The 13,213-nt window shown below is 35.3% G+C and carries 11 protein-coding genes and 1 rRNA gene (1 of these 12 cut by a window edge); 7 read left to right on the top strand and 5 right to left on the bottom strand.

Going from position 1 to position 13,213, the window contains the following annotated elements:
- Window positions 1–30: 30 nt before the first annotated feature.
- The 5 genes from mnmE to rpmH all read right to left on the bottom strand — a co-directional run bounded on the left by mnmE (window position 31) and on the right by rpmH (window position 3,628).
- A complete protein-coding gene (gene mnmE / locus KPL75_RS14015) occupies window positions 31–1,407 on the bottom strand; it encodes a tRNA uridine-5-carboxymethylaminomethyl(34) synthesis GTPase MnmE (protein ID WP_219916774.1) in 1,377 nt (458 codons plus the stop codon).
- Between the two features lie 228 nt (window positions 1,408–1,635).
- Complete coding sequence (gene jag / locus KPL75_RS14020; RefSeq protein WP_219916775.1) at window positions 1,636–2,253, bottom strand: RNA-binding cell elongation regulator Jag/EloR; 618 nt, start codon at window positions 2,251–2,253, stop codon at window positions 1,636–1,638.
- Window positions 2,250–3,017, bottom strand: a complete 768-nt coding sequence (gene spoIIIJ, locus KPL75_RS14025; RefSeq protein WP_144506036.1) for a YidC family membrane integrase SpoIIIJ — start codon at window positions 3,015–3,017, stop codon at window positions 2,250–2,252. The genes jag and spoIIIJ overlap by 4 nt, the downstream gene beginning before the upstream one ends.
- A 52-nt stretch (window positions 3,018–3,069) precedes the next feature.
- Window positions 3,070–3,417, bottom strand: coding sequence for a ribonuclease P protein component (gene rnpA, locus KPL75_RS14030; RefSeq protein ID WP_219916776.1), 348 nt, complete (start codon window positions 3,415–3,417; stop codon window positions 3,070–3,072).
- Between the two features lie 76 nt (window positions 3,418–3,493).
- Window positions 3,494–3,628: a 50S ribosomal protein L34 gene (gene rpmH / locus KPL75_RS14035; protein ID WP_000831901.1), complete on the bottom strand. Its 135-nt coding sequence runs from the start codon at window positions 3,626–3,628 to the stop codon at window positions 3,494–3,496.
- A 563-nt stretch (window positions 3,629–4,191) separates the two neighbouring features.
- On the opposite strand from rpmH, the gene dnaA reads away from it, so the two are divergent.
- From dnaA to KPL75_RS14070, 7 genes are all read left to right on the top strand, one after another.
- On the top strand, window positions 4,192–5,532 hold the full coding sequence (dnaA, locus tag KPL75_RS14040) for a chromosomal replication initiator protein DnaA (RefSeq protein WP_219916777.1): 1,341 nt from the start codon (window positions 4,192–4,194) through the stop codon (window positions 5,530–5,532).
- 182 nt (window positions 5,533–5,714) lie between these two features.
- Window positions 5,715–6,860, top strand: coding sequence for a DNA polymerase III subunit beta (gene dnaN / locus KPL75_RS14045; protein ID WP_002144553.1), 1,146 nt, complete (start codon window positions 5,715–5,717; stop codon window positions 6,858–6,860).
- Between the two features lie 128 nt (window positions 6,861–6,988).
- Complete coding sequence (gene yaaA, locus KPL75_RS14050) at window positions 6,989–7,201, top strand: S4 domain-containing protein YaaA (RefSeq protein WP_002016484.1); 213 nt, start codon at window positions 6,989–6,991, stop codon at window positions 7,199–7,201.
- A 12-nt stretch (window positions 7,202–7,213) separates the two neighbouring features.
- Window positions 7,214–8,341, top strand: coding sequence for a DNA replication/repair protein RecF (gene recF, locus KPL75_RS14055; RefSeq protein WP_219916778.1), 1,128 nt, complete (start codon window positions 7,214–7,216; stop codon window positions 8,339–8,341).
- A gap of 38 nt (window positions 8,342–8,379) precedes the next feature.
- Window positions 8,380–10,302 (top strand): DNA topoisomerase (ATP-hydrolyzing) subunit B, encoded by a 1,923-nt coding sequence (gene gyrB / locus KPL75_RS14060; protein ID WP_219916779.1) that lies wholly within the window; start codon window positions 8,380–8,382, stop codon window positions 10,300–10,302.
- Between the two features lie 88 nt (window positions 10,303–10,390).
- A complete protein-coding gene (gyrA, locus tag KPL75_RS14065) occupies window positions 10,391–12,859 on the top strand; it encodes a DNA gyrase subunit A (RefSeq protein WP_219916780.1) in 2,469 nt (822 codons plus the stop codon).
- Between the two features lie 242 nt (window positions 12,860–13,101).
- Window positions 13,102–13,213: ribosomal RNA gene (locus KPL75_RS14070) — 16S ribosomal RNA — on the top strand; it runs 1,440 nt beyond the window's last position.

The following is a 13,213-nucleotide window of genomic DNA, read 5'->3' on the forward strand; positions in this document are numbered from 1 at the left end:
TAATCTCTAGCTTTCTAAAACATCTCTAGCTTATTTTCCTAAACAAAATTGAGAGAACAACTGGTCAATTAAGCTTTCATGGACAGTATCACCAGTAATTTCACCAAGTATTTCCCACGTTCTTGTTAAATCAATTTGTACCATATCAATTGGAACACCATTTTCTATCGCTTCAATTGCATCACCAATTGTTTTTCCTGCTTGTGTTAATAGCCCGATATGTCTCGCATTAGAAACATATGTCATATCCGCGGAATCAATTGCTCCTTCAAAGAATAAATCAGCTATTGCCTTTTCAAGCTCATCAATTCCTCGCTCCTCAATTAAAGATGTAGTAATAACACGATTACCCACCGCTAACTCTGTAACACGTTCCATATCAATTTCTTGCGGTAAATCTGTCTTATTTACAATGACAATGAAATCTTTTCCTTGTACAGCATGGAATAGTTCTTCATCTTCATTTGTTAAAGACTCGCTATAATTGACTACAACTAACACTAAATCCGCTTGATTCATCATTTCTTTCGAACGCTCTACACCGATTCGCTCAACAACATCTTCCGTTTCACGAATACCGGCTGTATCTATAAGTTTAAGTGGTACACCACGCACATTAACGTACTCTTCAATAACATCACGAGTTGTTCCTGCAATATCAGTTACGATTGCCTTTTTCTCCTGAACAAGACTATTTAATAGCGATGACTTCCCAACATTAGGTCTACCAATAATTGCAGTGGCAATACCTTCACGTAAAATCTTTCCTTGCTTCGATGTTTCTAATATCTTTTTAATTTCAGCACGGACATGTGTAGCTTTCTCAATTAAAATATTATGCGTCATCTCTTCTACATCATCATATTCTGGGTAATCTATATTCACCTCAATATGAGCTAATGTTTCTAATATTTCTTGACGTAGATGGCCGATTAATTTAGATAATCGTCCTTCCATTTGGTTAATCGCTACATTCATAGCACGATCTGTTTTCGCACGGATTAAGTCCATAACAGCTTCTGCTTGTGACAAATCAATACGTCCATTTAAAAAAGCACGTTTTGTAAATTCACCAGGCTCTGCCAGTCGTACTCCTTGTGCTAAAATAAGCTGTAATACTTTATTTACCGAAACAAGTCCACCATGACAGTTAATTTCTACTATATTTTCACGCGTAAAAGTCCTTGGTGCACGCATAATGGACACCATAACTTCTTCAATAACTTGATTTGTATCTAAATCGACAATATGACCATAATGAATTGTATGAGAAGAAACCTGTGTTAAATCCTTCCCTTTAAAAATACGATCGACTTTCTCAATCGCATCATCCCCACTTACTCGAACAATGGCAATTGCACCTTCCCCAAGTGCTGTGGAAATTGCGGCAATTGTATCAAATTCCATGTCCTTTCACCTCACTTGCTTATTTATCTCTATTTCAACATGAATTTTTTACGTCACTAAATTATTAGGATACCATAACGAACCTATCTACAAAAGAATAATAACTCATTTTATTATGTCCTTCTGTAAAAAACACTAAACTTATTCACAGTGGATAAGTTTAGTGTTTTTTTAGTTATCCACATTTATTTTCGCCTCAAAAAAACCGGCACTCAATTGAGTAACCGGTCACTTGGAAGATATTACAACATACCGATGCGGTTCTTTCCCTTCAGAAGTTGTAATGATATTTTGATGATTAGATAATGCTTGATGAATAATTTTTCGTTCAAAAGAAGGCATTGGTTCTAGAACAACTCTCTTTTTCGTACTCACTACTTGTTTTGCTAATCGATAGGAAAGCGATTCTAACGTATTTTTTCTTTTACTACGATAGTTTTCAGCATCCAGTGTAATACCAATATATTGCTTTGTATTACGATTCGCAACAAGTTTTGTTAAATACTGTAAAGAATTCAACATATTACCTCTTTTACCAATTAAAATACCAATGTTTTCACCAGAAATTGTAAATTCAACTTCGCGTCCTTTTACAATTTTTCTAATCTCAACTTCCACACCCATATTTTGAATAACATTTTTTAAATATTCTTCACATTCTTGGATTGGATCTTTTTTCAATACAACTTCTACTACAGCGAGGCGATTCCCAAATAAACCTAGGAATCCCCTCTTACCCTCATCGATAATATTGATATCTACTCGATCTTTCGAAGCATTCAATTGTCTTAAAGCATCTTGTACTGCCAGCTCGACTGTTTGTCCTTTAGCAGTAATTATACTCACTTGCTTGATCCTCCTGCCTTACTAGCCTTAATCTCAGGCCCTTTGATCATATACATTTGAGCGATACCAAAGATATTACCAACTACCCAGTACAATGATAGTGCTGCTGGGAAGTTAATTGCAAAGACTAAAATCATAATTGGCATAAGCCAAATCATCATTGCCATTTGCGGATTTTGTCCAGCCGTTCCTGCCATTGCAAGCTTTTGCTGAATAAAAGTCGTAATAGCTGCAACAATTGGAAGGATATAGTAAGGATCTGCCTGTCCTAAATCAAACCATAAAAATGTATGTTTACTAATTTCTGATGTTCTCATAATCGCATGATAAAAAGCGAATAGGATAGGCATCTGAACAAATATTGGTAAACATCCTGCCAATGGATTTACACCATTTTTTTGATACAACTGCATCATTTCTTGTTGTAATTTTTGTTGTGTTGCTTGATCTTTTGAGCTGTACTTTTCTTTTAATTTCACCATTTCTGGTTGTAACGCCTGCATTGCTTTCGTACTCTTCGTTTGTTTAATCATTAATGGTAATAATGCAAAACGAATGATAAGAGTTGTAACAACGATTGCTAAACCGTAATTACTACCAAATAAATTTGCAAAATACGTGATTAACTGAGAAAGCGGGTATACGAAATATTCATTCCAAATCCCAGTGCTTTTCGGTGTAATCGGCTGATTTGTTTCACTACATCCGGTAGCAATTGCCATTAACATAATAACCATGGCTAATAAACCTATTTTCTTTTTCAAAGCCTGCTCCTCCTTGTTTCGGTATGTATATAGTGTAATTCATTTCCTTACGCTACTTTTTTATTCTTTTCATACCAGAGCGTTTAAAGACATGAATTAAACTTTTCTTTAACTCTTCATATGTCATCTCTGCACAAGGCTTCCTTGCTATTATAACAAAATCTTTTCCAGAATCTATCTCATCTTTTAATTCTATAATCGATTGGCGAATCATACGCTTAATTCGATTACGAACTACTGCATTTCCTATTTTCTTACTAACAGAAAGACCGATACGAAAATGCGGCTGTTTTTCTTTATTTAATTGGTATACAACAAACTGGCGATTGGCATTCGACTGTCCTTTTTGGAAAACAGCCTGGAATTCATCATTCTTTTTTATACGATTTTTTTTCTTCATATCAATTGACACTCCTGTATTTCATCAGCGGAAACTCATTATTATTAGAAAAAAAGACCACTGAACGATCAGTGGTCTACGCAGATAATACTTTTCTTCCTTTACGACGACGAGCTGCTAGCACTTTACGTCCGTTTGCTGTGCTCATACGGCTGCGGAAACCATGTACTTTGCTGCGCTTACGTTTATTTGGTTGGTAAGTTCTTTTCATTATATGACACCTCCCTGAGGAATATCTGTTAAAGACAGTCTAATAAATTATAGTAAATCAAATAGGAAAATGTCAATGGTTCTCTAAATTTTCATCAAATATTCATTTTTAACCTATTCACACACTTTTTCACAGTCCCTATATTTCCTTGTGGATAAATATTTTTTCTCTTTTTTGTATCCACAAACTCTTTTTTTACTTTTACACAGTATATCGTATTGTGGACAAGTTTATTCCACAAGGTATTGATTTTGTGGATAACTTTCTTAAATTCATTGCTATAGCGGCTTTTTTTTGATATTATAGTTGTGTTTTCACTTTGAATAAGTTTTCCACACCTTTATTTTATCCACAATTTGTGTATAACATGTGGATAGTTTAAATCACATGTGGGTAAATAGTTGTCCACATTTGTTTTTTTGTCGAAAACTCTATCTCGGATACTAACGACGTTTTTATATTTTAAAATACGTTTCGTATAAATATGCATTGAATATATTTACAGGTTGTACAATTGTTGCGCAACCTTATTCTTTTACCATCTTTGTAAAGGAGGGACACCTTTGGAAAATATCTCTGATTTATGGAATAGCGCCTTAAAAGAATTAGAAAAAAAGGTAAGCAAGCCAAGTTATGAAACCTGGTTAAAATCAACAACTGCTCATAACTTGAAAAAAGATGTATTAACTATTACAGCTCCAAATGAATTTGCTCGTGACTGGCTAGAATCTCATTATTCGGAATTAATCTCCGAAACGCTTTATGATTTAACAGGGGCAAAACTAGCTATTCGTTTTATCATTCCCCAAAGTCAGGCAGAAGAGGATATAGATCTCCCTTCTGTTAAGCAAAAACACGCACATGATGAGTCTAATCTCTTACCACAGAGTATGTTAAACCCAAAATATACATTTGATACATTTGTTATTGGCTCTGGTAATCGTTTTGCACATGCTGCTTCTTTAGCTGTAGCTGAGGCACCAGCTAAAGCCTATAATCCGCTCTTTATTTACGGGGGCGTTGGACTTGGAAAAACACATTTAATGCACGCAATTGGGCATTATGTAATTGAACACAACCCGAATGCAAAAGTTGTATATTTATCATCTGAAAAATTTACAAATGAATTTATTAACTCAATTCGTGATAATAAAGCTGTCGATTTTCGTAATAAATATCGCAATGTAGATGTCTTATTGATAGATGATATTCAATTTCTTGCTGGAAAAGAACAAACACAGGAAGAGTTTTTCCATACATTTAATGCGTTACATGAAGAAAGTAAGCAAATTGTGATTTCAAGCGATAGACCACCAAAAGAAATCCCAACTTTAGAAGATCGCCTTCGTTCTCGATTTGAATGGGGGTTAATTACGGACATTACGCCACCAGATTTAGAAACTAGAATCGCAATTTTACGTAAAAAAGCAAAAGCAGAAGGTCTTGATATACCAAATGAAGTTATGCTTTATATCGCAAATCAAATCGATTCAAATATTCGTGAACTAGAGGGTGCACTTATTCGAGTTGTAGCTTATTCATCTTTAATTAATAAAGATATGAATGCTGATTTAGCGGCTGAAGCGCTTAAAAATATTATTCCAAACTCTATACCTAGAATTATTTCTATTTCTGATATTCAAAAGGCTGTTGGGGGCGTCTATCAAGTAAAGTTAGAAGATTTCAAAGCAAAAAAACGGACAAAATCCGTTGCATTCCCTCGCCAAATTGCGATGTATTTATCACGTGAACTTACGGACTCATCTTTGCCAAAAATAGGTGAAGAATTTGGTGGCCGCGATCATACAACAGTAATCCATGCTCACGAAAAAATTTCGAAGCTATTAAAAACGGATACTCAATTACAAAAACATGTTGAAGAAATTAAGGATATTTTAAAATAGTAGTAGCTGAATAGTGTGAATAACTTAGCTTATTTTACGCACAGTCTATCCACATGTAGATAGACTGTTTTTACATCTTTAAATAGAGTTATCCACATATCCACAAGCCCTATTACTATTACTACTACTTTTTTATCTTTATTAAATAAATAAAATCTTATACTTACCGGAGGTTTTTCGTTATGCGTTTTACAATACAAAAAGACTATCTTGTAAGAAGTGTACAAGATGTAATGAAGGCAGTTTCTTCTCGTACAACAATTCCAATTCTTACAGGGATTAAAGTTGTAGCAACAGAAGAAGGAGTTACTTTAACAGGTAGTGATGCAGACATCTCTATCGAATCATTTATCCCAGTCGAAGATGCTGGAAAAGAAATTGTGGAAATTCAACAATCAGGAAGTATTATTTTACAAGCAAAGTATTTTAGTGAAATCGTAAAAAAATTACCTAAAGAAACTGTTGAAATTTCTGTAGAAAATCATTTTATGACAAAAATAAAATCTGGAAAATCAGAGTTCAACTTAAATGGTTTAGATGCTGCTGAATATCCGTTATTACCACAAATCGAAGAACATCATGTATTTAAGATTCCAACAGATTTACTAAAGCACATGATTCGTCAAACAGTATTTGCAGTTTCAAGTTCTGAAACAAGACCGATCTTGACAGGTGTAAACTGGAAAGTATATAACAGCGAGCTAACTTGCATTGCAACAGATAGTCACAGACTAGCACTTCGTAAAGCAAAAATCGAAGGGTATAATATTGCCGATGAATTTCAAGCGAATGTCGTTATTCCTGGTAAGAGCTTAAGTGAATTAAGTAAAATTCTAGATGAATCTGAAGAAATGGTAGATATCGTTATTACGGAGTATCAAGTATTATTCCGTACAAAACATTTATTATTCTTCTCAAGATTGTTAGAAGGGAATTATCCAGATACAACGCGTTTAATTCCAGCCGAGAGTAAGACTGATATTTTTGTAAATACAAAAGAATTTTTACAAGCGATTGATCGTGCTTCGCTATTAGCAAGAGATGGTCGTAACAACGTTGTTAAATTATCGACATTAGAACAACAGATGTTAGAGATTTCTTCAAATGCACCAGAAATTGGGAAAGTAGTAGAAGAAGTTCAATGTGAAAATGTAGATGGAGAAGAATTAAAAATATCTTTTAGTGCAAAATATATGATGGACGCATTAAAAGCTTTAGATAGTACAGAAATTAAAGTTAGTTTTACTGGAGCGATGAGACCGTTTTTAATTCGCACAGTCAATGATGATTCCATCATTCAATTAATTTTACCGGTACGTACTTACTAAGTAAGGGTTGAGGGTTGCTAGTTTAAAGGTACTAGTGACCCTTATTTGATTTGTAGGGTATTACTTTCCTAATGCTAGTTTATTTAGTACAATGAAAGAATGAACACTTTCAGAAAGTGAGCGATTTTATGAAACTTATTAAGATTTCAACAGAATACATTACACTAGGACAATTTTTAAAGTTAGCTGATGTAATTGATACAGGTGGCGCTGTGAAATGGTTCTTACAAGAATATGAAGTATACGTGAATCAAGAACTTGAGAATAGAAGAGGCCGAAAGTTATATGCAAATGATATTGTTGAAATTCCGGGAAGCGGAACTTTCCAAGTTCAGGCATAAAGGGGGATCCCTTTGTTTATTACAGAAATACAATTAAAAAACTATCGCAATTATGAGCATTTAGAGCTTTCCTTTGAGGATAAAGTCAATGTAATTATTGGTGAAAATGCGCAAGGGAAAACGAATCTAATGGAAGCGATTTATGTATTGGCGATGGCGAAATCCCATAGAACTTCGAACGATCGTGAACTCATTCGCTGGGATGAGGATTATGGTAATATAAAAGGTAGATTACAAAGGCGAAATAGTTCTTTATCCTTAGAATTAAATATTTCCAAAAAAGGTAAAAAGGCAAAGTTAAATCAATTAGAACAGCAAAAATTGAGCCAGTATATTGGTGAAATGAATGTTGTTATGTTTGCCCCAGAAGATTTAAATCTTGTAAAAGGAAGCCCTCAAGTACGAAGACGCTTTTTAGATATGGAACTTGGACAAATAGCTCCGGTCTATTTGTATGAATTAAGCCAATATCAAAAGGTACTCACGCAACGAAATCATTTACTTAAGAAGATGCAAGGGAATAGTAAAAATGAGGAAACGATGCTGGATGTGTTTACACTCCAACTTATTGAGCATGGTGCGAAAATTTTGCGAAAACGTTTTGAGTTTTTACATTTACTACAAGAATGGGCTGCTCCAATTCACCGCGGAATTAGCAGGGGATTAGAGGAGTTAGAAATCATCTATAAACCAAGTGTAGATGTATCAGAATCAATGGATTTGTCGAAAATAAAAGAAGTATACTATGAAAGTTTTCAATCTGTGAAACAACGTGAAATTTTTCGTGGTACAACTTTACTCGGTCCTCATCGTGATGATTTACAATTCTTCGTTAATAGTAAAAATGTTCAAGTCTTTGGTTCACAAGGACAACAACGAACAACCGCACTATCCCTAAAATTAGCTGAAATTGAATTGATATACTCAGAGGTTAAGGAATATCCAATCCTTTTATTAGATGATGTGTTATCAGAACTAGATGATTATCGTCAATCACATCTTTTAAATACGATTCAAGGAAAAGTACAAACATTTGTGACCACGACGAGTGTCGACGGAATTGAACACGAAACATTGAAAGAAGCGAAAACAATTCATGTAACGAACGGCACGGTAGATTGTGAAACAGACAGAAAATAATTTCTGTTTAAATGGAAAAGTAGGTGATCTTTGTGTCAATGGAACAAAAACAAATGCAGGAAAATGCATATGATGAAAGTCAGATTCAGGTGTTAGAAGGACTGGAGGCAGTTCGAAAGCGTCCTGGTATGTATATCGGTTCTACAAGTGGAAAAGGTCTTCATCATCTTGTATGGGAAATAGTTGATAACAGTATTGACGAAGCTTTAGCGGGATATTGTGATGAAATTAATGTCAGTATTGAAGAAGATAATAGTATTGTTGTAACAGATGATGGTCGTGGTATCCCAGTTGGTATTCAAGAAAAAATGGGACGTCCCGCTGTAGAAGTTATTATGACGGTCCTTCATGCTGGTGGTAAATTTGGCGGTGGCGGTTATAAAGTTTCTGGTGGTTTGCATGGTGTAGGTGCATCTGTTGTAAATGCTTTATCAACAGAATTAGAGGTATTTGTACATCGAGATGGAAAAATACACTATCAAAAATATGAACGTGGGATTCCGGCTGCGGATTTAAAAGTAATAGGTGAAACTGATCGTACAGGAACGATCACACGCTTTAAGCCAGATGCAGAAATTTTTACAGAGACGACAGAATACGAATTTGATACATTAGCTACTCGTATGCGTGAGTTGGCGTTTTTAAATCGTAATATTAAATTAACAATTGAAGATAAGCGTGAACATAAGCAAAAGAAAGAATTCCATTATGAAGGTGGAATTAAATCATATGTTGAACATTTAAATCGTTCAAAACAACCGATTCATGAAGAACCTGTATATGTTGAAGGTTCAAAAGATGGGATTCAGGTTGAGGTTGCTCTTCAATATAACGAAGGGTATACAAATCATATTTATTCATTTACGAATAATATTCATACGTATGAAGGCGGTACGCATGAGGTAGGTTTTAAGACTGCTCTAACACGTGTAATTAACGATTATGGTCGTAAAAATAACATTTTAAAAGATGCGGATAGTAATTTAACTGGTGAAGATGTTCGTGAAGGCTTAACAGCAATCGTGTCGATTAAGCATCCAAACCCACAATTTGAAGGACAAACAAAGACGAAACTTGGAAATAGTGAGGCGAGAACGATTACAGAGTCTGTATTCTCAGAGGCGTTTGAAAAGTTCTTACTGGAAAATCCCAATGTTGCACGTAAAATTATAGATAAAGGGACTATGGCAGCACGCGCACGTGTAGCGGCTAAAAAAGCTCGTGAACTAACGCGCCGAAAGAGTGCTCTAGAAGTTTCAAGTTTACCAGGGAAGCTAGCTGATTGTTCTTCTAAAGATCCAGCAATTAGCGAAATTTATATCGTGGAGGGTGACTCTGCGGGCGGATCTGCAAAACAAGGACGTGATCGTCATTTCCAAGCGATTTTACCACTGAAGGGTAAAATTATTAACGTTGAAAAGGCACGTTTAGATAAGATTTTATCAAATGATGAAGTTCGTACAATTATTACAGCAATCGGTACAAATATTGGTGGGGATTTTGATATTGAAAAAGCTCGCTATCATAAAGTTATTATTATGACAGATGCCGATGTTGATGGTGCACATATTCGTACCCTATTATTAACGTTCTTCTATCGTTATATGCGTCAAATCATTGAATGTGGTTATATATATATCGCACAGCCACCGTTGTTTAAAGTACAACAAGGTAAAAAAATTCAATATGCTTATAACAATAAAGAACTTGAAAAAATACTAGCTGAATTACCAGCTCAACCTAAGCCTGGGATTCAGCGTTATAAAGGTCTAGGGGAAATGAATCCAACTCAGCTGTGGGAGACGACAATGGACCCAGAAGTACGTTCGTTACTTCAAGTTTCCCTTCAAGATGCAATTGAAGCGGATGAAACATTTGAAATTTTAATGGGTGATAAAGTAGAGCCGCGTCGTAACTTTATCCAAGAAAATGCAAAATACGTGAAAAACCTTGATATTTAAGTGAGTAATGACAGGAATCTAAGTATTCCTGTCTTCTACATATAAATCAATGTATGTGTAACGGAAATGTAAGAGGAGGTGCTCTTTGATGTCAGACAATCAACAACAAGCACGAATTCGAGAAATTAATATTAGTCATGAAATGCGTACCTCATTTTTAGATTATGCAATGAGTGTTATCGTGTCTCGTGCATTACCAGATGTTCGTGATGGATTAAAACCAGTTCATCGTAGGGTTTTATATGCGATGAATGATTTAGGAATTACAGCTGATAAAGCATATAAGAAGTCGGCACGTATTGTCGGCGAAGTAATTGGTAAGTATCACCCGCACGGTGATTCAGCTGTTTATGAAACAATGGTACGTATGGCGCAAGATTTTAGTCAACGTTACATGCTTGTTGATGGACATGGTAATTTCGGTTCTGTTGATGGAGATTCAGCGGCAGCAATGCGTTATACAGAAGCAAGAATGTCTAAGATTTCTATGGAATTAATACGCGATATTACAAAGAATACAATTGATTATCAAGATAACTACGATGGTTCTGAAAGAGAACCAGTTGTATTACCAGCACGTTTCCCTAACTTGTTAGTCAATGGTACGACGGGTATTGCGGTTGGTATGGCAACAAACATTCCACCGCATCAACTTGGAGAAGTAATTGACGGTGTGTTGGCATTAAGTCATAACCCTGATATCACTATCGCGGAATTAATGGAATATATTCCTGGGCCAGACTTTCCAACATCAGGTTTAATCTTAGGGCGAAGTGGAATTCGAAGAGCTTATGAAACGGGTCGCGGTTCTATTATACTGCGTGCTAAAGTTGAAATTGAAGAGAGAGCAAATGGTAAACAAACTATTATCGTAACAGAACTACCTTATCAAGTTAATAAGGCACGATTAATTGAAAAGATTGCAGAATTAGTTCGTGATAAGAAAATTGAAGGCATTACAGATTTACGTGATGAATCGGATCGAAATGGTATGCGTATTGTTATGGAAGTACGTCGTGATGCCAATGCCAATGTACTATTAAATAATTTATATAAACATACAGCACTTCAAACAAGTTTCGGTATTAATATGTTGTCTCTAGTAAATGGAGAGCCACAAGTCCTAAATTTAAAACAAAATCTATATTACTATTTAGAGCATCAAAAGGTAGTAATTCGTAGACGTACCGCTTATGAATTAGAGAAAGCAGAAGCGCGTGCTCATATTTTAGAGGGATTACGAATTGCTTTAGATCATCTTGATGAAGTTATTACTTTAATCCGTAGTTCAAAAACAGCTGATATTGCAAAACAAGGTTTAATGGAACGTTTCGGCTTAAGTGAGAAACAAGCGCAAGCGATTTTAGATATGCGTTTGCAACGTTTAACTGGATTAGAACGCGAAAAAATCGAACAAGAATATCAAGACTTAATGAAGCTAATTGCAGAGTTAAAAGCAATTTTAGCAGACGAAGAAAAAGTTCTTGAAATTATTCGCGAGGAATTAGCTGAAGTAAAAGAGCGCTTTAATGATAAGAGAAGAACAGAAATTACAATTGGCGGTATGGAAGCTATAGAGGATGAAGATTTAATCCCAGAACAAAATATCGCAATTACGCTTACTCATAATGGTTATATTAAGAGGTTACCGGCTTCTACGTACAAAACACAGAACCGTGGGGGACGTGGTGTACAAGGAATGGGTACGAATGATGATGACTTTGTTGAACATTTATTAACAACGTCTACTCATGATCATATTTTATTCTTCACAAACAAGGGTAAAGTATACCGTACAAAAGGATATGAAATTCCAGAGTATAGTCGTACAGCAAAAGGGATACCGATTATTAACCTATTAGGGGTAGATAAGGGTGAGTGGATCAACGCTATTATTCCAATTCGTGAATTTGGTGACGACCAGTTCTTATTCTTTACAACGAAACAAGGTATCTCTAAGAGAACACCACTTTCATCATTTGCCAATATACGTACAAATGGTTTAATTGCAATTTCTCTTCGTGAAGAGGATGAATTAATCTCTGTACGCTTAACATCTGGTGATAAGGATATTATCGTTGGGACAAGTAACGGTATGTTAATTCGTTTCAATGAGCAAGATGTGCGTTCAATGGGACGTAATGCGGCTGGTGTAAAAGCAATTACATTAGGTGATGAAGATCAAGTTGTAGGTATGGAAATTGTCGAAGAAGATGTAAATGTTCTAATTGTAACGAAAAATGGTTATGGAAAGCGTACGCCGATTGATGAATACCGTCTGCAAAGTCGTGGCGGTAAAGGTCTTAAGACTTGTAATATTACAGATAAAAACGGTAAGTTAGTAGCAGTTAAGTCTGTAACAGGTGAAGAAGACATTATGTTAATTACAGCAGCGGGTATTATTATTCGTATGCCAGTTGATCAAATCTCTCAAATGGGACGTAATACACAAGGTGTTCGTCTAATTCGATTAGAAGATGAGCAAGAGGTAGCGACAGTAGCAAAAGCGCAAAAAGATGAAGAAGAATCTAATGAAGAGGTTTCTTCTGAAGAATAAGAGGGGGGATTTCTCCCCCTCTTATTTTTTTATAATAATACTTGCATAGCAATAGGAAAGTGTATATAATAGGCAGAGTCAGCAAATGAGAGATACAAGTTATCAAAAAAACTTGTTGACGAAAATAATATACTATGATATATTATGAAAGTCGCTGAAACGCGATATTGAACTTTGAAAACTAAACGAAACAAACAACGTGAAACGTCAATTTTTATTTTTAGATGCTAGACAAACTAACTTTATTGGAGAGTTTGATCCTGGCTCAGGATGAACGCTGGCGGCGTGCCTAATACATGCAAGTCGAGCGAATGGATTAAGAGCTTGCTCTTATGAAGTTAGCGGCGGACGGGT

It is taken from the genome of Bacillus sp. NP247 (genome assembly GCF_018966865.1).
Taxonomy (GTDB): domain Bacteria; phylum Bacillota; class Bacilli; order Bacillales; family Bacillaceae_G; genus Bacillus_A.